At 60.4% G+C, this 19,564-nt stretch carries 17 protein-coding genes; 15 read left to right on the forward strand and 2 right to left on the reverse strand.

Going from position 1 to position 19,564, the window contains the following annotated elements; translation table 11 throughout:
* Window positions 1-816, forward strand: coding sequence for a twin-arginine translocase subunit TatC (gene tatC, locus AC1RL8_RS22475; RefSeq protein WP_492686162.1), 816 nt, complete (start codon window positions 1-3; stop codon window positions 814-816).
* 100 nt (window positions 817-916) lie between these two features.
* On the opposite strand, the gene AC1RL8_RS22480 is transcribed toward tatC, so the two are convergent.
* Complete coding sequence (locus tag AC1RL8_RS22480; RefSeq protein WP_492686161.1) at window positions 917-2,077, reverse strand: S1C family serine protease; 1,161 nt, start codon at window positions 2,075-2,077, stop codon at window positions 917-919.
* 292 nt (window positions 2,078-2,369) lie between these two features.
* On the opposite strand from AC1RL8_RS22480, the gene AC1RL8_RS22485 reads away from it, so the two are divergent.
* The 3 genes from AC1RL8_RS22485 to pdxA are packed head-to-tail and all read left to right on the forward strand — an operon-like array spanning window position 2,370 to window position 5,529.
* Complete coding sequence (locus AC1RL8_RS22485; RefSeq protein ID WP_492686160.1) at window positions 2,370-3,722, forward strand: MFS transporter; 1,353 nt, start codon at window positions 2,370-2,372, stop codon at window positions 3,720-3,722.
* On the forward strand, window positions 3,719-4,492 hold the full coding sequence (locus AC1RL8_RS22490; RefSeq protein ID WP_062473645.1) for a Nif3-like dinuclear metal center hexameric protein: 774 nt from the start codon (window positions 3,719-3,721) through the stop codon (window positions 4,490-4,492). The genes AC1RL8_RS22485 and AC1RL8_RS22490 overlap by 4 nt, the downstream gene beginning before the upstream one ends.
* Window positions 4,489-5,529: a 4-hydroxythreonine-4-phosphate dehydrogenase PdxA gene (gene pdxA / locus AC1RL8_RS22495; RefSeq protein ID WP_492686159.1), complete on the forward strand. Its 1,041-nt coding sequence runs from the start codon at window positions 4,489-4,491 to the stop codon at window positions 5,527-5,529. The genes AC1RL8_RS22490 and pdxA overlap by 4 nt, the downstream gene beginning before the upstream one ends.
* A 22-nt stretch (window positions 5,530-5,551) precedes the next feature.
* Here the strand turns inward: pdxA and mscL are convergent, their stop codons facing one another.
* The gene (gene mscL, locus AC1RL8_RS22500) at window positions 5,552-5,983 is read right to left on the reverse strand and encodes a large conductance mechanosensitive channel protein MscL (RefSeq protein ID WP_062473649.1); all 432 of its coding nucleotides are present in this window, start codon (window positions 5,981-5,983) and stop codon (window positions 5,552-5,554) included.
* Window positions 5,984-6,734: 751 nt separating this feature from the next.
* Here mscL and AC1RL8_RS22505 point away from each other — a divergent pair.
* From AC1RL8_RS22505 to AC1RL8_RS22555, 11 genes are all read left to right on the forward strand, one after another.
* Window positions 6,735-7,808 carry a polysaccharide biosynthesis/export family protein gene (locus AC1RL8_RS22505; protein WP_492686397.1) on the forward strand — a complete coding sequence of 358 codons (1,074 nt, stop codon included), beginning with the start codon at window positions 6,735-6,737 and terminating at the stop codon, window positions 7,806-7,808.
* A 139-nt stretch (window positions 7,809-7,947) separates the two neighbouring features.
* Window positions 7,948-9,231 carry a Vi polysaccharide biosynthesis UDP-N-acetylglucosamine C-6 dehydrogenase TviB gene (tviB, locus tag AC1RL8_RS22510; RefSeq protein ID WP_492686158.1) on the forward strand — a complete coding sequence of 428 codons (1,284 nt, stop codon included), beginning with the start codon at window positions 7,948-7,950 and terminating at the stop codon, window positions 9,229-9,231.
* 16 nt (window positions 9,232-9,247) lie between these two features.
* Entirely contained in the window at window positions 9,248-10,309 is a 1,062-nt protein-coding gene (locus AC1RL8_RS22515; protein WP_492686157.1) for an NAD-dependent epimerase/dehydratase family protein, read from the forward strand.
* 121 nt (window positions 10,310-10,430) lie between these two features.
* Window positions 10,431-11,702 (forward strand): oligosaccharide flippase family protein, encoded by a 1,272-nt coding sequence (locus AC1RL8_RS22520; protein ID WP_492686156.1) that lies wholly within the window; start codon window positions 10,431-10,433, stop codon window positions 11,700-11,702.
* Window positions 11,695-12,948 carry an O-antigen polymerase gene (locus AC1RL8_RS22525; protein WP_492686155.1) on the forward strand — a complete coding sequence of 418 codons (1,254 nt, stop codon included), beginning with the start codon at window positions 11,695-11,697 and terminating at the stop codon, window positions 12,946-12,948. Before AC1RL8_RS22520 ends, AC1RL8_RS22525 begins: the two co-directional genes overlap by 8 nt.
* Entirely contained in the window at window positions 12,941-13,864 is a 924-nt protein-coding gene (locus AC1RL8_RS22530; RefSeq protein ID WP_492686154.1) for a glycosyltransferase family 2 protein, read from the forward strand. Before AC1RL8_RS22525 ends, AC1RL8_RS22530 begins: the two co-directional genes overlap by 8 nt.
* The gene (locus AC1RL8_RS22535; RefSeq protein ID WP_492686153.1) at window positions 13,861-14,931 is read left to right on the forward strand and encodes a glycosyltransferase family 4 protein; all 1,071 of its coding nucleotides are present in this window, start codon (window positions 13,861-13,863) and stop codon (window positions 14,929-14,931) included. Before AC1RL8_RS22530 ends, AC1RL8_RS22535 begins: the two co-directional genes overlap by 4 nt.
* Before the next feature lies 1 nt (window position 14,932).
* The gene (gene asnB, locus AC1RL8_RS22540; protein ID WP_492686396.1) at window positions 14,933-16,906 is read left to right on the forward strand and encodes an asparagine synthase (glutamine-hydrolyzing); all 1,974 of its coding nucleotides are present in this window, start codon (window positions 14,933-14,935) and stop codon (window positions 16,904-16,906) included.
* Complete coding sequence (locus tag AC1RL8_RS22545; RefSeq protein ID WP_492686152.1) at window positions 16,873-18,024, forward strand: glycosyltransferase family 4 protein; 1,152 nt, start codon at window positions 16,873-16,875, stop codon at window positions 18,022-18,024. The genes asnB and AC1RL8_RS22545 overlap by 34 nt, the downstream gene beginning before the upstream one ends.
* Window positions 18,021-19,013 carry a UDP-glucose 4-epimerase family protein gene (locus AC1RL8_RS22550; protein WP_493196606.1) on the forward strand — a complete coding sequence of 331 codons (993 nt, stop codon included), beginning with the start codon at window positions 18,021-18,023 and terminating at the stop codon, window positions 19,011-19,013. The genes AC1RL8_RS22545 and AC1RL8_RS22550 overlap by 4 nt, the downstream gene beginning before the upstream one ends.
* A complete protein-coding gene (locus AC1RL8_RS22555) occupies window positions 18,997-19,557 on the forward strand; it encodes a sugar transferase (protein WP_492686150.1) in 561 nt (186 codons plus the stop codon). The genes AC1RL8_RS22550 and AC1RL8_RS22555 overlap by 17 nt, the downstream gene beginning before the upstream one ends.
* The last annotated feature ends 7 nt before the right edge of the window (window positions 19,558-19,564 follow it).

A 19,564-nucleotide genomic window follows, 5' to 3' on the forward strand; every position in this document is an offset into this window, starting at 1 on the left:
ATGGCCGATTCCGACAACAAGAACAAAGAAGACGAGCTGGCGGGCACCGAGCAGCCGTTCGTGCAGCACCTGGTCGAGCTTCGGGACCGGCTGCTGTACTGCGTCTACGGCCTCGTGGTCGCGGGCATCCTGCTGGCGATCTGGCCCGGCCCGAGCGGGCTCATGGACATCATCGCCATGCCGATCCGTGCGCACATGCCGCCGGACGCCAAGCTGATCGCCATCGGCGTGTTCTCGCCGTTCTTCGTGCCGCTCAAGGTGCTGATGATGGCGGCCGTGCTGCTGGCGCTGCCCTGGCTCATGTACCAGGCCTGGATGTTCGTCGCGCCGGGCCTGTACAGCCACGAGAAGCGCTTCGCCTTGCCGCTGATCTTCTTCGGCAGCGTGCTGGCCTACGGCGGCATCGCCTTCGTGCAGCTGTTCGTGTTGGACAAGATGTTCGGCTTCATCCAGAAGTTCACGCCCGCGGCGGTGGCGGCCACGCCCGACATCTCGTCGTACGTGGAGGCCATCCTGTCGCTGTACATCGCCTTCGGCGTTGCCTTCCAGGTGCCGATCGTGGTGATGCTGCTGGTGCGTTTCGAGATGGTCACCATCGAGAAGCTGCGCTCGTTCCGCGGCTACTTCATCGTGATCGCCTTCGTGGTGGCCGCGGTGCTCACGCCGCCCGACGTGGTCTCGCAACTCGCGCTGGCGGTGCCGATGTGCCTGCTGTACGAGGTGGGGATCATCGGGGCGCGCTACTTCGCAGGGACGGGCAAGGCGCCCGAGGGTGAGGAAGAGAGCGCGGGTTCGGGGTCTTCCGGCAGTTCCTGATCCCCGGATCGATCGGCTCCTGCCCCCCAAACAAAAGCGGCCCGAGGGCCGCTTTTTTGTTGCTGTCCGATCTGCGGCCGGAGCCGCTGTCGTTTCTTGCCTATTCGTTGTTCGGCAACTGCTGCCTGATCGGGCTCTTCGGCCGCAGCCCTGGCGTCACGTCCAGTTCCATCTTGTCGGTGCCGCGCTGCAGCGCGAAGCGTGCCGTGTCGCCCGGCTTGAGGCCGGCCACGGCGGTCAGCAGGGCCTGCACGCTGTCGGTCTTCTTCTCGCCCACCGAGGTGATCACGTCGCCCGGGCGGATGCCGGCCTTGGCGGCGGGGCCGTTCTGCAGCACGCCGGTGATGATCACGCCGGCGTCGGCCTTCACGCCGAAGGTCTCGGCCAGTTCGGGCGACAGGTCGCTCGGCTCGACGCCGATCCAGCCGCGGCGCACCTGGCCTTCCTTCACGATGCCCTCGAGCACGATCTTGGCCATCGACACCGGAATGGCGAAGCCGATGCCCATGCTGCCGCCCGAGCGTGAGTAGATGGCGGTGTTGATGCCCTGCAGGTTGCCGTTGACGTCGATCAGCGCGCCGCCCGAGTTGCCGGGGTTGATGGCTGCATCGGTCTGGATGAAGTTCTCGAACTGGTTGATGCCCAGCTGGTTGCGCCCCAGCGCCGAGACGATGCCGCTGGTCACGGTCTGGCCGACGCCGAAGGGGTTGCCGATGGCCAGCACCTGGTCGCCCACCAGCAGTTCGTCGGAGTTGCCCAGCACGATCACCGGCAGCTTGTCGAGCTCGATCTTGAGCACGGCCAGGTCGGTGTCGGGGTCGGTGCCGATCACCTTGCCGCGCGCGTGGCGGCTGTCGTTCAGGGTGACCTCGATTTCGTCGGCGCCCTCGACCACGTGGTTGTTGGTGAGGATGTAGCCGTCGGTGCTCACGATCACGCCGCTGCCCAGGCCCACCTGGGGCTGGTCGGCCTGGTCGCCGAAGAAGAAGCGGAACCAGGGGTCGTTGCTGCGCGGGTGGCGCTGCGCGGCCTTGCTGGTGTTGATGCTCACGACCGCCGGCGAGGCTTTCTTGGCCGCCGCGCTCAGGCTGCCCGCGGCGGGCGCGGCCGGCGCGCCGCTGGGCGCTTCGACGATCGACACCACGCCGCCCAGCGAGGTCGAGCGCTTGTGGATCCACTCGGGCTTGAGCGTCGCGACGACGAAGTAGGCCGCCAGCAGGACGGTCACGGCTTGAGCAAAGAGCAGCCAGGTGCGTTTCATGAAAGCTTGAAGAAAGAGCGTTGGAAAAGCGCTGAAAGACGGCGCCGGTTGCAATTGTCCCTCAACCGGCCTGGCGCCATAGACCGCGCGGCAGGGTCGAGATTGCGCGGCCTGCGGGGCGTGAATACGGGCTAACCCTTAGTATCGGCAGGCGATCCGACCCGGATCGCCCCCCCCAGGCCTTCCGCGCCGCCCACCCGGCGGACGCGGCCAGGCGATTCTTTCGTCGGCGTGCCACGCTCTGCCCCTATCCGGTTCAAGGCAGGCGAGCGGCCACGATACCCCTGCTGCCATGACCTCAGAAGCTACCTACACGGACGGCGCCAAGCCCGCTCCGGCGCGCACGCTCGATGCGCGCGACTACAAGACCCTGGCCCTGTCCGCACTCGGCGGCACGCTCGAGTTCTACGACTTCGTCATCTACGTCTTCTTCGCGACCGTGCTGGGCGCGCTGTTCTTCCCCGCCGACATGCCCGACTGGCTGCGCCAGCTGCAGACCTTCGGCATCTTCGCCGCGGGCTACCTCGCGCGGCCCGTGGGCGGCATCGTCATCGCGCACTTCGGCGACCTGCTGGGGCGCAAGCGCATGTTCACGCTGTCGATCTTCCTGATGGCGGCGCCCACGCTGGTGATCGGCCTCTTGCCCACCTACGCGAGCATCGGCGTCGCGGCGCCCCTGCTGCTGCTGGCGATGCGCGTGCTGCAGGGCGCAGCCATCGGCGGCGAGATGCCCGGCGCCTGGGTGTTCGTCGGCGAGCACGTGCCGGCCAAGCGCTACGGTTTCGGCATCGGCACGCTGACCTCGGGCATCACCGGCGGCATCCTGCTGGGCTCGCTGGTGGCCGTGGCCATCAACCGCCACTACTCGCCGGAGCAGGTGAACGATTTCGCCTGGCGCATTCCCTTCATCCTGGGCGGCGTGTTCGGTCTGTTCTCGGTCTACCTGCGCCGCTTCCTGCACGAGACGCCGGTCTTCAAGGAACTGGCCGGCCGCAAGACGGTCGCCCGCGAGCTGCCGCTGCGCACCGTGCTGCGCGAGCACCGCCTGGCGAGCGTGTACGTGGGGCTGCAGACCTGGGTGCTGTCGGCTGCCATCGTCGTGGTGGTGTTGTACACGCCCACCTACCTGCAGAAGGTGCACCACATTCCGGCGGCGCTGGCGCTCGAGGCCAACGCGCTCGCCACGCTGACCCTGACCATCGGCTGCGTGATCGTCGGCTGGGCCAGCGACCGCATCGGCACGCGCGCCGTGATGCTCATCGGCTGGGGCGGCCTCTTTGCCACCGCCTACCTGTTCTACACCGGGCTGCCCGGCACGCCGGCCACGCTGTTCTGGCACTACGGGCTGGTGGGGCTCTTCGTGGGCACCATCGCCACGGTGCCGATCGCGGGCGTGCGCGCCTTTCCGGCGCCGGTGCGATTCACGGGGCTTTCCTTCGCCTACAACATGTCTTATGCCGTCTTCGGCGGCCTGACGCCGGTGATCCTCACGCTCTGGCTGCAGCACGACACCATGGCGCCGGCCCACTACGTAGCCGCGCTGGCGGCGCTGGGCTTCCTGCTGGCCCTGTGGCCCCTGGCCGCACGCGGCCACCCGATGCGCGATGGCGCGCCGGCCGCGGGGAGCGCGACAATGTCGCGATGAGCACCACACGCCACGAACTGCTTCACGCATTCGACCTGCTGCTGGCCCCCGGGCGCTTCAAGGATTACGGACCCAACGGCCTGCAGGTCGAAGGGCGCACCGTGGTCCGCAAGATCGTCTCGGGCGTGACCGCCAGCCGCGCGCTGATCGAGGCCGCGATCCACGCCGAGGCCGATGCCATCTTCGTTCACCACGGCCTGTTCTGGCGCGGCCAGGACGGCTGCGTCACCGGCTGGATGAAGCAGCGCCTGGGCCTGCTGCTGGGCGACGACGTCAACCTGTTCGCCTACCACCTGCCGCTCGACGCGCACCCCGAGCTGGGCAACAACGCGCAGCTCGGCCTGCAGCTGGGGCTCGTTGCGCATCCGGGGTCGGCCGGGCGCTTCGGCGAACAGGAGCTGGGCTTCCTGGGCGCGCGCGAGAACGGCGAGAACTTCGCCAGCGCCAAGGCTCTGGCGACCCATGTCGAGAAGGTGCTGAAGCGGCCCGTCACGCTGGTCGACACGGCCCACCGCCCGATCAAGAACATCGCGTGGTGCACGGGCGGCGCCCAGGGCTACTTCGAGGCCGCCATCGCGGCCGGCGCCGACGCCTTCATCACCGGTGAGATTTCCGAGCCGCAGGCGCATTACGCCCGCGAGTTGGGCGTGGCCTTCCTGGCCTGCGGCCACCACGCCACCGAGCGCTACGGTGCGCAGGCCGTGGCCGCCCATGTGGCGGCGCAGCTCGGGCTGAAGCACGAATTCATCGACATCGACAACCCCGCATGAAGGCGCCGATCGCGATCACGCTCGGCGACCCGGCCGGCATCGGCCCCGAGATCATTGCCAAGGCCTTCCGCGACGCGCCTGACGCCGTGCGCGGTGCGTTCGTGGCCGGCGACGTCGGCACGCTGCGCTGTGCGTCGCAGGCGCTCGCGGCGCCGGGGCGACTGGCGTGGCCTGTCGTGGAGATCGCCAGCGTCGCTGAGGCGGCCACCGTGCCGCCGGGGTGCATCCCGGTGCTGCAGGTGATCGCGCCGCCGAAAGGCATCGTGCAGGGGCGCATCAGCGCCGAGGCCGGGCGCGCCGCTGGCGACTGCGTGGTGTGGGCCGCGCGTGCCGCGTTGCGCGGCGAGATCTCGGCCCTCGTCACCGCACCGCTGCACAAGGAGGCGCTGGCCGCGGCCGGCTTTCCGTACCCCGGCCACACCGAGCTCCTGCAGGCCGAGGCCGCCGCCCACCTGGGCCGCACCGTGGCCGACGTGCCCGTGCGCATGATGCTGGCCAACGACGAGTTGCGCACCGTGCTCGTGAGCATCCACATGTCGCTGCGCGACGCCATCGAGGCCGTGCGCTTCGACGGCGTGCTGGACACGCTGCGCATCACCCATCGCGCCTTGACCCACGCCCTCGGTCGGCCGCCGCGCATCGGCGTGGCCGGGCTCAACCCGCACGCGGGCGAGGGCGGCCTGTTCGGTTCGGAAGAGCGCACCGTCATCGCGCCGGCCATCGAGGCCGCGCGCGCCGAGGGCATCGATGCCCAGGGGCCTCATGCACCCGACACCGTCTTCATGCGCGCGCGCGCCAAGGCCGGCGTGCCGTCCAGCGGCGAGTTCGACGTGGTGATCGCGATGTACCACGACCAGGGCCTGATCCCGGTCAAGTACCTCGGGGTGGAGAAGGGCGTGAACGTGACGCTCGGGCTGCCGCTGGTGCGCACCAGCCCGGATCACGGCACGGCGTTCGACATCGCGGGCCAGGGCGTGGCCGATGCCTCGAGCCTCGTCGAGGCGCTGCGCATGGCGCGAACGCTGGCCGGCGCCTGAGCGCGCGGCCGGAAAGAGAAGCTCAAGGACGCTTCAGGCTGTCGCGGATCTCGCGCAGCAGCGTGATGTCTTCCGGCGTGGCGGCCGGCGCTGCGGGGGCGGCTTCTTCGGTCTTGCGCAGCTTGTTGATCTGCTTGACCATGATGAAGATGATGAAGGCGAGGATCACGAAATTGACAGCAATCGTGATGAAGTTGCCATACGCCAGCACCGGCACGCCGGCCTTCTTCAGCTCCGCCAGCGTGTTCGTCACGCCCGGCGGCACCGTGCCCAGGATCACGTAGAGGTTCGAGAAGTCGAGCTTCCCGAACACCATGCCCACGAGCGGCATGATGATGTCGGCCACGAGCGAGTCGACGATCTTGCCGAACGCCGCCCCGATGATCACGCCGACGGCGAGGTCGATGACGTTGCCCTTGACGGCAAACTCCTTGAATTCGCTGAGGATGCTCATGATTCAGAAAGGGTGCTGAAGACCTGCTGTTGAAAGGGGTGCCAGTATGCCTGTGGAAGTGGGAGGGCAAGACGGCGGCGCGGCGGGTGATGCTGGACTGCAACTGAGGCATGACCGCTGGCGGCTCTTGCCTGGAACGGACGGAGGGTACCCAGTCTCCGTAGCTAAACCTTGCCGACTACGCTTTGGAACGTCTTGTTTCCAATTTCGCGGGATGGGTAGAACCGGTCGGATACGTCGTGTTTTGCTCTCGAAAAGAAGGCAAAACGGCGCCGTACGGGCATTCCGGAAGCATCCTGGAACGCAGGCAAAGCCCCATTGACAGTGCACTGCACTGGTACGATGAGAGGGGAGCAGTGGGGAGCGGCCGCGCGAAATCGACCTTCAAGACTTCTGTCTGTCAGAGCGCATTCGCCCTGGGTGCGCCAGATTCTTGCGTGACCCCGCGATGAATTCTGCACCTTTGTTGCCTGAATTTGCCAGTTTCAGCGCGACTATAGCTGTTCAAATTTTTACATAAATGGTGCCGCGTAGTGGCGGCGATCACAAGTGTTTGAAAAAGAAGCGCGATACAAGAGAGCGGATGTGCGAGCCTCGCATGCCTCCGGGAATTGCCGTTCTTTCGCCGCTTCGTTGTTGATACGACTGACTGACTTTCAAGGGACCTGAATTGAGAAGAAATGCGAAAGCCCTCGCGTGGGTAGCGCTTGCCGGCGTGGTGTTGCTCCAGGGCTGTGCCGTGGTGCCCGGCATGGGTTCGGTGGAGCCTTACGAAGCAGGCGGCGAGTTGCCGTCGCAGTTCCGCTACCTTCCTGACGAAGCGCCTGAGGGTGAAATCACCCCGATCTCGCTGGCGCTGGTGCGCACGCTGGCGGAGGTGTCGCCGAAGGGGGTGCCGCCTGAGGTGCAGGCGCTGTTTGGCAAGGGGGCGCGCTACACCATCGGGTCGGGTGATGTCGTGGGCGTGATCGTGTATGACCACCCCGAGTTGCTGCCGAATGCGGGCGCCGTGATTTCGCAATCTGCTGACCCGACCGGCGTGCAGGTGGCGCCGGGCTTCATCGTCGATGCTGATGGTGAGATTGCTTTTCCCTATATCGGCCGTGTGCGCGTGGCTGGCTTGAGTGAAGGCGATGCTTCGGACCTGATCGGCAAGCTGTTGCGGCCACACGTTCGCGATCCGCAGGTGACGGTGCGCATTCAGTCCTTCAGAAGCCGTCGCGCCTATTTGGAGGGCGAAGTGCGCACCCCGGGCTCGCAGATCTTCACCGATGTGCCCATGACACTGAGCGAGGCGATCAACCGCGCTGGCGGGATGACGTCCAATGCCAACCAGTCGGCCGTCACCCTCATCCGCGACGGTCGTTCGGTTCCCATCGACATGACCCGACTGCGGGAAGCGGGCTACGACGGGAACAGCATTCCCCTGAAGAACGGCGACACCGTTCGTGTGGCGCACCGGGAGGACTCCAAGGTCTTCGTCATGGGTGAAATCATGGCGCCGGTCGCCCTGTCCATGCGTAGCAACGGCCGCTTGAGCTTGAGCGAGGCCTTAGGCGAGGCGGGTGGCCCGATGACCTCCACCGCCAACGCCGGCCAGATCTACGTGATTCGCCAAGGTGCGACCGGCGCACCGGCCATCTTTCATTTGAATGCCAAGAACCCGGCAACGATGGCACTGGCAAGCCAGTTCCGGTTGCAGTCGCAGGACGTCGTGTACGTCGATCCGGTGCCACTGGTCAAGTGGAACCGCGTGGTCAGCTTGATCCTGCCATCCGCTACGGTGGTCAACAACGCGAGCGAGGTTTACAGCAGGCATCGCTAATCGCGTCTGGATCCAAGCCGAGTTTTCGAAGTTCACAGCGTGGTCCAGGTTGCTCTGAAATCAGCGGCCGCGAATGCGGTGCGGCGACATGACTCTTCTCAGAGCCTGTCGCCAATTTTTCGTCTCCAGTGCTTTTAACATGCAAGTCATTCAATCAACTCAACCCATCGCGATCATTGGTCTCGGCTACGTGGGCCTTCCCCTTGCCGTGGAGTTCGGCAAGAACCGACAAGTGATCGGCTTCGACATCAATGCCAAACGCATCGCAGAGTTGCAGCGAGGGCACGATCGCACTCTTGAAACGACTGCTGACGAGTTGACGGCGGCCAACCAATTGGCATTCACCTCACAGGCCGATGATCTGCGCGATTGCACTGTATTCATCGTGACGGTTCCCACACCGATCGACAGCGCGAACCGTCCCGATTTGACGCCACTGATCAAGGCCAGCGAAACCGTTGGAAAGGTGATGCGAGCAGGCGCCATTGTGATTTTCGAGTCGACGGTATATCCGGGCGCCACCGAGGAGGTGTGTGTTCCGGTTCTCGAGAAATTCAGCGGCAAGAAGTTCAACGTAGATTTTTTCTGCGGTTACAGCCCCGAGCGCATCAACCCCGGTGACAAGGAGCACCGCCTGCCCAGCATCAAGAAGGTAACCAGCGGCAGCACGCCGGAAGTCGCCGAGGCTGTAGATCAGATGTACCGTCAGATCATTACCGCGGGCACTCACAAGGCCAGCAGCATCAAGGTGGCCGAAGCTGCCAAGGTGATCGAGAACACGCAGCGTGATGTGAACATTGCGCTGATGAACGAGCTGAGCCTCATTTTTCACCGGCTCGGCATCGACACGCTCGAAGTGCTGCAAGCAGCCGGCACCAAGTGGAACTTCCTGCCTTTTCGTCCGGGACTGGTGGGTGGGCACTGTATTGGTGTGGATCCGTACTACCTCACCCACAAGGCGGTCGAGGTCGGTTACCACCCAGAGGTGATCCTGGCCGGTCGCCGGATCAACGACAACATGGCGAGCCATGTCGCGGACGAAGTTATCAAGCTGATGCTGCGCAAGAACGTGCCGGTTCTGGGCAGCAAGGTGCTGGTGCTGGGCCTGACCTTCAAGGAAAACTGCCCCGACGTGCGCAACACCAAGGTGGTGGATATCGTGCGCACCTTGCAAGGCTACAACACCCAGGTGGACGTGTTTGACCCATGGGTTGATGCCGTTGAGGCCGAGCATGAATATGGCCTGCAATGTTTGCCCGACCTGCCTGTAGATGGTGAGTACGCGGCCATCGTTCTTGCCGTTGGTCACCAGCAATTCGTCGCCTTGGGCGAGTCGGGCATCAAGGCCTTGGGTCAACCCGGCGCCGTACTGTTTGATGTCAAGAGCATCTTGCCCTTGGGCACCGCGGACGGTCGACTCTGAATGTGAAGGCATTGGCATGAGCAATATCACCCAAGAACAACCCTCCGCATTCGATTTACTGAAGTCCCGCCTCGTAGGTGAACCGCACACTTGGCTGGTAACTGGAGTAGCTGGCTTCATCGGCAGCAACTTGTTGGAAGTCCTGCTCAAGCTGAACCAGCGTGTCGTCGGCCTAGACAACTTTGCGACCGGCTATCAGCACAATCTCGACGAAGTGCAGTCTTCGGTCAGCCCGACGCAGTGGACCAACTTCCGCTTTATTCAGGGCGACATCCGTAACCTGGACGACTGCCAGCGCGCCTGCGTGGAGGTGGACTATGTGCTCCACCAAGCCGCTTTGGGTAGCGTTCCACGCAGCATGGCTGACCCTATTACCAGCAATAGCGTCAACATAACGGGCTTTCTCAATATGCTTGTGGCCGCGCGTGATGCGAAAGTCACGAGTTTTACCTATGCCGCTAGCAGCAGCACCTATGGGGATCATCCTGCGTTGCCTAAGGTTGAACACACCATCGGCAAGCCGCTCAGTCCATATGCGGTGACCAAGTATGTGAATGAACTGTATGCGGACGTATTTGCTCGCTGCTACGGATTCAACACCATTGGGCTGCGGTATTTCAACGTGTTTGGAAAAAGACAGAATCCCAATGGGGCTTATGCGGCAGTTATTCCGAAGTGGACGGCATCCCTTTTGAAGCGTGAGGTTGTTCGCATTAATGGCGACGGAAAAACGAGTCGCGATTTTTGCTATATCGAAAACGCCATTCAAGCCAATCTCTTGGCAGCCACCACCGACAACTTAGAGGCGAAAAATCAGATCTATAACGTTGCGGTAGGCGGTCGAGCGACGCTCAGTGAACTCTATGCATTGCTTCGTGATGAGTTGGTTGAGCATGGAGTTCAGCCTGATGCCCAACCGATGTATCAAGATTTTCGAGCAGGTGATGTGCGCCACAGCCAAGCAGATATCAGCAAGGCGGGGCGTTTGCTGGGCTACCAGCCCAGCCATACCTTGGCAGAAGGCATCCCCGGTGCAGTCGCATGGTACTCATCCCATGCGGAGCTCCTTGGGGTATGAGCCGCCTTGTCATTGACAGCGCTGGTGCCATCTTTGGGGCACAGGGAGGCGAGCACTCCTCTGGAAACAACTTGCCCACGGAGCAGGCCGCGGTATTGCAAACGACCAACCTGCCTGACTGATGCGCCTCTCCCACATTACCTGGAATCTGGGGGGGCTGGCGTTGCCGCTAGGGGTGGCTGCGCTCACCGTTCCATCTCTTATTGCGAGGCTCGGGCACGAGCGCTTTGGCTTGTTGGCACTTGCTTGGGGTCTGATCGGTTATGCCGGAGCCATGGACTTGGGGTTGGGGCGTGCGTTGACGCAAATGGTTGCCCGTTTGCGTGGGGAAAAAAACTACGCGAGCATTCCCGACGTATTGATGACGACGGGACGCATCACGCTCGTTACCGGGCTCATCGGCGGTGTACTGATTGCGGTGATCGCTCTGGCGGGGGGGCATCACTGGATTCGTGTGGAGGCTACGTCACCTCATGAAATTCTAGTGGCCATGCTCCTGCTTGCAGTAGCGTTGCCGGCCCAGGCCATGAGCGCGACCTATCGCGGCTTGAACGAGGCCTTTTTGAATTTCAGAGGCATTAGCCTACTGAGGGCTGCACTGGGTGTTGTGAATTTTGCCGGACCCTATGTCATTTCTTTTTTTTCGACACAACTACCTTGGTTGGTGGCGTCTTTGGTTGTTAGTCGTTTGCTGGCTCTATTTGTTTACCGCCGACTCGCTCTTCGATGCATGCGGAATGAATTAGAAATCAAGGAACGAGCCAGATACTCCAACACGATTGCGCGTTCATTGTTTTCATTTGGTGGGTGGGTAACGATTAGCAGCATTGTCAGTCCCATATTGGTGCAGGCTGATCGCTTTGTGATTGGGGCCACGTTGTCGGCCGCCGCCGTTTCTGTGTATGTCCTGCCCTATGAGGTTGTTGTTCAAAGCTTAATATTGGTTGGCGCCGTGTCCTCAGTAATGTTCCCGGGCTTAACGAAGATTATTCAAGAACAGCCAACCTTATGGCGAGGCTATTTTAACAAATGGTTGATGCGGATCGCGGTACTGATGTTTTTTGTCTGTTTGGTTTTGGCAATTTCGTTGCCTGTTTTTTTGCCATTGTGGATAAAAAATGGGTTGCATCTCGAGTCAATTTTAATTGGACAGGTGCTTTGCATCGGTGTGTTTGCGAATTCAATTGGGTCTATGTTTTATGCGCTTTTACACGCTCAGGGCCGCGCTGATGTGACGGCTAAGTTGCATTTGATTGAGTTGCCGCTCTTTATGTTAGCGCTGTTTTCATTGACTGCAAGTATGGGTGTGCTAGGAGCGGCATGCGCGTGGGTTGGGCGGATGATCGTGGATTCATTGGCGCTTGCTTGGAAATCGAGGTCGCTTCGTGCTTGAGATTCTTGCCCTAACGTTGCTATTTGGATTGGCGCTTTCCAGTCTTCGGCCAATGCAATTGGCTAATCCATTTCAAATTTATTTCTTGATTTGGTTTCTTGTGGTTGGAGGGTATTTTTGGGGCGCTGAAGAGTTCATTCCCGTTTCGTTTGAGTTCTTGTTTTTGATTTGGCTGGTAAAACTGGTTGCGCTGCTAATTCTGATGGTGGTCCTTTTGGAGCAGAGAGGAAGGCCTATTTTTATACGCGATGAAGGGGCGTTCTATCCTCCTCGTCGTCTCTTGTTTTGGGCTCAAGTTGCGGTTTTTTTGGTAATTCCATTTGCCTATCAGCGTGCAAATGAATTGTCCGGAGGGGTGAGTATATTTTCTGTCGACGGGTACATTAGATTGCGTACTGCCATGACAGAAGATGGAGAGGGTTATGGGGTGTGGGGCTACTTTTTTATATTGTCCTACGTAATTTCCTCTATCAGATTTTATTCCCTGGTGAAAAATAGAAAAGGATTGAAGCCTGCTCTTATTTCCTTGGTTGCCGGTTTGTTTTACGTTTACATGGCGACGGGCAGAACGTTTGTTCTTTTGCTGATGGCATTGATGATCTTCCCTCTGGTAGTGCGAGGTTTAATTGGCTTGAGGGGAATGTCGATTTCTTTTCTTGTCTTGCTCTCTATGTTTGTCGTCGTTGCTGCGCTAACGGCGAAAGGCGTCTCTGTGGACGAGGGGGCGACTGAAAATTTTGCATCCCTACTGGAAAATTTGAGAGGCTACACAGTTGCACCTCTGTTGGCCTTTTATAAATTATTCGAGAGCGATCCGCCTTTGATGTGGGGGCAAAATATGTTCCGCTCTTTTATCGCTATTTTTAGCTCTCTAGGCCTTCAAGGGGTTAGGCCTGTTGCATTGATTCGCGACTACCAGTTTGTGCCTGATCCGACAAATGTGTATACCGTCTACGATATTTATTTTCGTGACTTCCTTTATGTGGGGGTTTTTCTTCCTCCGATTTTTCTATTTGGGCACTGGCTTCTTTATGTTCGGGCGGTTCGATTTGGGGGGCGTTGGTCCTTTTATTATGCGGCCTCCATTTATCCCTTGATCATGCAGTTTTTTCAGGATATGTATTTTTCTCTTTTTTCCATGTGGGTTCAGATTATTTTCTGGTATTGGGTTTTTCTTGGTCCTGGGGGGGCTTTGATTTTTAGGCGTAAAAATTCATTGACAAGTCAAGGGGTGCGCCGTGATTGATGTTGTTGTTGTGAATTGGAATGCCGGTGATCAATTGCTCGACTGTGTTGAATCTGTTGGTCAAAAGGCGCAAGAATTGATTTCCAAAATTATCGTGGTGGATAATGGTTCTGTTGATAATTCTTGCGCGCTCGTTGAGAATCTTCCTGGCGTGCAATTGCTTTTTGGTGATGAAAATCTTGGCTTTGGTCGGGCATGCAATCTAGGGGCGCAGCACGGCGAGGCGAAATACTTGCTATTCCTAAATCCAGATGCAGCTCTGCGTGAAAATTCACTGCAGAGGGCATTGAAATTTATGACTGATCCAGCTAATTCTCAAGTGGGGATTTGTGGCGTACAGCTAGTGGATGAGTCCGGTCATGTAGCGCGCAGTTGCGCGCGTTTCCCTTCTGCAGTGGCCTTCAGTGCGCACGCGCTTGGCCTGGATCGCGTATTTCCCGCACTGGGAGTTCTCATGACCGAATGGAACCATGAGGAAGTACGGGATGTAGACCATGTCATTGGGGCCTTCTTCCTGGTTCGGCGCAGTTTGTTTGATGCGCTGCACGGATTTGACGAGCGATTCTTTGTTTATCTGGAGGATGTGGATTTCTCTCGTCGGGCTCATCTTTCTGGTTGGCACAGCGTGTATCTGGCCGACGTGCAAGCCTTTCATGCGGGAGGCGGAACGTCGCGGCAGGTGAAGGCGCGGCGATTGTTCTATTCGTTGCGTAGTCGTCTGTTGTATGCGTGCAAGCATTTCTCGTGGCCAGGGGCTGCCTTGGTCTTGTTTGTGACGCTGGCCCTTGAGCCCATTTCCCGTTCGGTCTTGGCCTTGGCCCGTCGTTCGTGGACGGGTTTTCGAGAGACCTGGACTGCTTATGGCCTCTTGTGGCGATGGTTGCCTCAATGGGCCCTCAAGGGGGTGACCCGTTGAAGTCGATCAAGGTCTTGGCACTGACCAAGTACGGGCGCGTTGGCGCCTCTTCTCGTATGCGGTCCTGGCAGTACCACCCTTGGTTTGAGCGTGCCGGGATTCAGGTGACTGCTCAAGCCTTGTTGTCGGATGAGCAATTGGGTGACCGCTACCAGCGTGGTGCTTATCGCTCGTCGGACCTGATGCGAGCCTATACAGCGCGCCTGCGGGCCATGCAGAGGCGGCAGGAATTCGACGTTGTCTGGATCGAAAAAGAGGCACTGCCATGGGTGCCGGTTTGCCTCGAGCGAGTCTTGTTGCGCGGCACGGCTTATGTGCTCGACTATGACGATGCCATTTTCCACAACTACGATCTGCATCGCTGGGGTTGGGTCCGCAGAGGCTTTGGGCGGCGTTTGGACAAGCTGATGGCAACGGCCCGCTTGGTCGTCGGTGGGAATGGTTACCTGGCACAGCGTGCACGAGATGCAGGTGCGCCGTGGGTGGAAGTGATTCCCACGGTGATCGATCTGGACAGGTATGTGGTCAGGCCGAATAGGCCCGAGGGCGTTCCAACAGTCGTGTGGATTGGGTCCCCTTCGACGTCGCGCTATTTGAGCGAACTAGCAACCCCCTTGGCAACATTGGCGCAACGTATCCCGTTCAAGCTGCGCGTAATCGGAGTCGAACTGGAGATCAAGGGCGTTGAGGTGGAGTGCATACCCTGGACAGAGGCATCCGAGGTTGCGGCCATCGCGGAGTGCGATGTCGGGGTGATGCCGCTATCTGACTCACCATGGGAGCGGGGCAAATGCGGCTACAAGCTGATTCAGTACATGGCTTGCGGCTTGCCAGTGGTGGCAAGTCCTGTCGGTGTCAATATCGAGATCGTGAAGGAGGGTGAGAACGGCTGGCTGGCCGGTACTGCGGACGACTGGGTGGAGCGTCTGCAGCATTTACTAACTGATCAAGCCGCCCGGGAGCGTATGGGACAAGCGGGCAGGGCGAAGGTTGAAGCTTCATATTGCATTCAGAAGACGGCACCAAGAATGGTCCAGTTGCTTCAACTCGTTGCGCAAGGGAGATAGTGTGTGTGGTTTTTCGGGATTTTTAGGGAATTGGAACGACGTCACTGCCCCTGATGCGGTACTGCGTCGAATGACCGACGCAATTGCTCATCGCGGCCCGGATTCAGATGGTCATTGGTTTGACGAGGCGGCGGGTATTGCGATGGGCCACCGCCGTTTGGCGATCGTGGATTTGTCCCCCGCTGGGGCGCAACCCATGGTGTCGGCCAGTGGGCGGTGGGTGTTGATCTTCAATGGTGAGATCTACAACCACTTGGACCTGCGCGTCGAACTTGAGCAACATCAGAGTGGGCTTGCATGGCGAGGGCATTCAGACACCGAAACGCTATTGGCCTGTTTCGATCGCTGGGGCATTCGCGCCACGGTCGAGCGGTCGATCGGCATGTTCGCTTTTTCCGTTTGGGACAGGCAGGCACGCACACTCACGCTCGCGCGCGATCGCTTGGGTGAGAAGCCGCTTTACTACGGCTGGCAGGGCCGAGGCCGTGCCGCGGTGTTCCTGTTCGGCTCCGAATTGAAAGCACTGCGCGCCCACCCGGCGTTCGGCGCACAAATCGATCGAGATGCTCTGTGCTTGTTCATGCGACACAACAATGTGGGTGGGCACCATTCCATTTACGAGGGCATTCACAAGCTCTTGCCTGGCAGCCTCTTGAGCGTGTCGCAAGCTGCTCCTGAACCCGTCTTCCAGACCTACTGGTCGAGTGCAGCGGCAGCGCAACGCGGCATGGCCCAGCGGTTCGAAGGCAGTCCAACAGAGGCTGTTGATGAACTGGAGGTCTTGCTCAAAGATGCCGTGCGACGACAGATGATGGCGGACGTGCCGCTTGGCGCCTTCCTTTCGGGTGGGGTTGATTCCTCTACCGTGGTCGCGCTGATGCAGGCGCAAGCCAGTCGTCCGGTGAAGACCTTCTCGATCGGTTTTCACGAGGCAGGTTACAACGAGGCTGAGCACGCCAAGGCAGTGGCTCAACACCTTGGCACCGAGCACACCGAGATGTATGTCACGCCAGAGCAGGCTCTGGCTGTCATTCCGAGTCTGCCCGGCCTCTATTGCGAGCCGTTTGCCGACTCTTCGCAAATTCCCACGTTCCTGGTGAGCCAGCTTGCGCGTCGCCACGTCACCGTGTCGCTTTCAGGTGACGCCGGAGACGAATTGTTTTGCGGCTACAACCGCTACTCGCTTGCTGCGAGCTTGTGGCATCGGCTGTCGGCCGTGCCGCAGCCGATGCGGCGTATGGTGGCCCGTGGGCTGACGAGCGTGTCGCCAGGGCGCCTAGACCGAATTGCTGCTCATACGCCCCTCGGGCGTCGCTGGGCGAATGTTGGGGACAAGTTGCACAAGGGGGCGGGTGTGATGACGGCCAGCTCGGCGGCTGAACTCTATCGCAGCATGGTCTCTCATTGGCTTCGTCCTGAAGACGTGGTGCTGAGCGGCACCGAGCCGACCACTGCGCTCAATGACTCGGCGCCGGCTCTGGCCGGGCTAGGCGACATCGAACGCATGATGGCTCTCGACCTCCAGACCTATCTGCCCGATGACATTCTGGCCAAGGTGGACCGGGCCGCCATGGGGGTGAGCTTGGAGACGCGTGTGCCTTTTCTTGATCACCGCGTGGTGGAATTCGCATGGCAGCTGCCCATGGAATACAAACTGCGCGACGAAAACAAGGGCAGCACGACCAAGTGGGCCTTGCGGCAGGTATTGTTCAGGCATGTGCCCAAGGCGCTGATCGAGCGCCCCAAGATGGGCTTTGGCGTGCCCATCGCCGATTGGCTGCGCGGCCCGTTGCGCCCTTGGGCAGAAGATCTGCTCAGCGAGGCGCGCTTGAAGCGCGACGGCTATTTCAATCCCGCGCCAATTCGAAAAAAATGGGCCGAGCATGTGCGTGGCCAGCGCAACTGGGAGCAGCAACTGTGGTGCGTGCTGATGTTTCAGGCATGGTTGACAGCGCAGGTGCCGGTGAGACCATGAAGCGATTGATGTTCGTCATTTCGGAAGACTGGTACTTCGTTTCCCATCGTCTTCAGTTGGCGTTGCACGCGAAGGCCGCAGGGTATCGCGTCGCCGTCTTGTGCCGCATTTCGAGTCACGCCGAATTGCTCGAAAAATCGGGCATCGAGGTTTTTCCGTGGTTCTTGGAACGACGCTCCAAGAACCCGCTCACCGAATGGCGAGCATTGAAAGAAGTGCGAGCCGCCATCCGTGTATTTCAGCCTGATGTCTTGCACGCAGTGGCGCTCAAGCCCGTCCTGTACAGCGCAATGGCAGGTAAATCCAAAAAATCCGGGGGCAGAGTGTTTGCACTCGCGGGCTTGGGATACGTGTTCTCCTCGCAGAAGATGCTCGCACGGTGCTTGCGCCCGTTCATCGTCCAAGCGTTCCGCACCGCATTTCGCAATCCGGCCACACGTCTGATCTTGCAGAACCCGGACGACGCGCAGGTGCTGTCGGATGCGAAGGTCATTGCGCCCGAAAAAATTCGCCTGATTCGTGGCGCGGGTGTGGATACGAGTGCGTTCCCCGCGACATTGGAGTCCGACCAGCAAATGCTCGTCGTGCTGCCGGGGCGGATGCTGTGGGACAAGGGCGTGGCCGAGTTCGTGGAGGCCGCGAGGCTCTTGCAGCAACGCGGCATCCGTGCGCGATTCGCTTTGGTGGGCGGCCGTGATGATCACAACCCATCGTGCGTTCCGCTGCAGACCCTGAAAGCCTGGGAGGCGGAAGGTGTGGTCGAGTACTGGGGGAATCGCAATGACATGCCCGCAGTGCTGGCCCAGGCCCACGTGGTGTGCCTGCCTTCCTATCGTGAAGGATTGCCCAAAGCACTGCTCGAAGCCGCCAGCAGTGCAAGGCCGATCGTCACGTTCGACGTGCCCGGCTGTCGGGAGGTCGTGGTTCATGGCAAAAATGGTCTCCTGGTTCCGTTCGGCGACATCCCGGCCTTGGCCGGTGCTCTCAGGATGCTGATGGCCGATCGTGCGATGCGAGAGCAGATGGGCGCCGAAGGGCGTCTGATGGTCGAGCGGGAGTTCTCGCAGGAATTTGTTGCAGCGAAAACCATGCAGGTGTGGGAAGAGGTGGTCGCGTGAGGGTTCTTGTCACCGGTGGGACCGGCTTCGTAGGGGGGGCGCTCATTCAACAGTTGATAGCTGGCGCTTCGACTGCGGGGGGGAGGCCTGCGGCCCCGTTCGACATCGTTGCTGGAGTCCGGCAACCGAGCCGGCGTCTGCCAGAGGCGATCAAACAGTGCGTGGTAGGCGATTTGTCCAGCGACACCGATTGGAGCGAAGCACTGCGAGGTGCCGATGCAGTCGTCCATTGCGCTGCCCGGGTGCACGTGATGCAAGACAATGCGGATGATCCGCTGAGCGCCTTCCGTTCCGTGAATGTTGAAGGTACGCTGAACTTGGCTCGGCAGGCTGCAATGGCGGGGGTGAGACGTTTTGTCTTTGTCAGCTCAATCAAAGTAAACGGCGAAGCGACGGCGGTCGGGCAGCCTTTTCGGGCGGATGATTCCCCGACGCCGCAGGATGCCTATGGAATCTCCAAGCACGAAGCGGAGGCAGGTCTGCGTCAGCTGGCCATCGATTCGGGAATGGAAGTGACCATAGTTCGTCCGCCGTTGGTCTACGGGCGCGGCGTCGGAGCGAACTTCCGAGCCATGATGGGTGTGGTCGCGCGTCGCTTGCCTCTGCCATTGGGGCGCATCGAGCACAACCGTCGAAGTATGGTTGCGCTCGGCAATCTGGTCGATTTGCTGATTACTTGCTTATCTCATCCGGCTGCTGCCAACCGGATTTTCCTGGTTTCGGATGACGAAGACCTCTCGACATCTCAGTTGCTGCGGCGTCTCGGGCGGGCGATGGGGCGGCCGGCGCGGCTTGTGCCCCTGCCGGTGAGCTGGCTGGAGTTCGGTGCGACCTTGCTGGGCCGGCGAAGTGTCGCGCAGCGGCTCTGCGGTTCGCTGCAGGTGGATATCTCGGACACAAGGCAACGACTGGGGTGGGTGCCGCCCCTCAGTGTTGAAGAGGGTTTGAAGAGGGCGGCAGAAGGGTATTTGAATGAAGCGTCTGTTTGATTTGATTCTTGCACTGTGTGCGGCCATGGTGTTGTTGCTGCCGGTAGCCCTCGTTGCGCTGGCTGTACGTCTTACGTCGCGTGGCCCAGCCCTCTATTGGTCCGACCGCGTTGGCAGTAATAACCGGATCTTCAAAATGCCGAAGTTCCGAAGCATGCGAGTGGGCACGCCTGCGGTCGCCACGCACCTGCTGTCCGACCCCAAGGTGTATCTAACGCCCATCGGCCCTTTTCTGCGCAAGAGCAGCCTCGATGAGCTGCCGCAGTTGTGGAGCATCCTGGTCGGTGACATGAGTTTTGTGGGGCCGCGTCCGGCACTGTTCAATCAAGCAGACCTGATCGAGCTGCGGACCCAGCGTGGCGTGCATCTGTTGGTGCCGGGCCTCACTGGTTGGGCCCAGGTCAATGGGCGCGACGAGTTGCCGATCCCGGTCAAGGTCCAGTTCGATGTCGACTATCTCCAGCGCCAGTCTTTGGTATTTGATATTCGCATTCTTTGGCTTACCTTCGTCAAAGTGCTCAGGCGCGATGGCGTGACGCATTGAGTACAAG

This window comes from Variovorax sp. GW822-FHT04E09 (assembly GCF_058800845.1).

Excerpts from the sequence above, each read along its gene's own strand:
- tatC (WP_492686162.1), top strand. The coding sequence starts at position 1 with ATGGCCGATTCCGACAACAAGAACAAAGAAGACGAGCTGGCGGGCACC.
- AC1RL8_RS22480 (WP_492686161.1), bottom strand. The coding sequence starts at position 2,077 with ATGAAACGCACCTGGCTGCTCTTTGCTCAAGCCGTGACCGTCCTGCTG.
- AC1RL8_RS22485 (WP_492686160.1), top strand. The coding sequence starts at position 2,370 with ATGACCTCAGAAGCTACCTACACGGACGGCGCCAAGCCCGCTCCGGCG.
- AC1RL8_RS22490 (WP_062473645.1), top strand. The coding sequence starts at position 3,719 with ATGAGCACCACACGCCACGAACTGCTTCACGCATTCGACCTGCTGCTG.
- pdxA (WP_492686159.1), top strand. The coding sequence starts at position 4,489 with ATGAAGGCGCCGATCGCGATCACGCTCGGCGACCCGGCCGGCATCGGC.
- mscL (WP_062473649.1), bottom strand. The coding sequence starts at position 5,983 with ATGAGCATCCTCAGCGAATTCAAGGAGTTTGCCGTCAAGGGCAACGTC.
- AC1RL8_RS22505 (WP_492686397.1), top strand. The coding sequence starts at position 6,735 with ATGGGTTCGGTGGAGCCTTACGAAGCAGGCGGCGAGTTGCCGTCGCAG.
- tviB (WP_492686158.1), top strand. The coding sequence starts at position 7,948 with ATGCAAGTCATTCAATCAACTCAACCCATCGCGATCATTGGTCTCGGC.
- AC1RL8_RS22515 (WP_492686157.1), top strand. The coding sequence starts at position 9,248 with ATGAGCAATATCACCCAAGAACAACCCTCCGCATTCGATTTACTGAAG.
- AC1RL8_RS22520 (WP_492686156.1), top strand. The coding sequence starts at position 10,431 with ATGCGCCTCTCCCACATTACCTGGAATCTGGGGGGGCTGGCGTTGCCG.
- AC1RL8_RS22545 (WP_492686152.1), top strand. The coding sequence starts at position 16,873 with ATGGTTGACAGCGCAGGTGCCGGTGAGACCATGAAGCGATTGATGTTC.
- AC1RL8_RS22555 (WP_492686150.1), top strand. The coding sequence starts at position 18,997 with ATGAAGCGTCTGTTTGATTTGATTCTTGCACTGTGTGCGGCCATGGTG.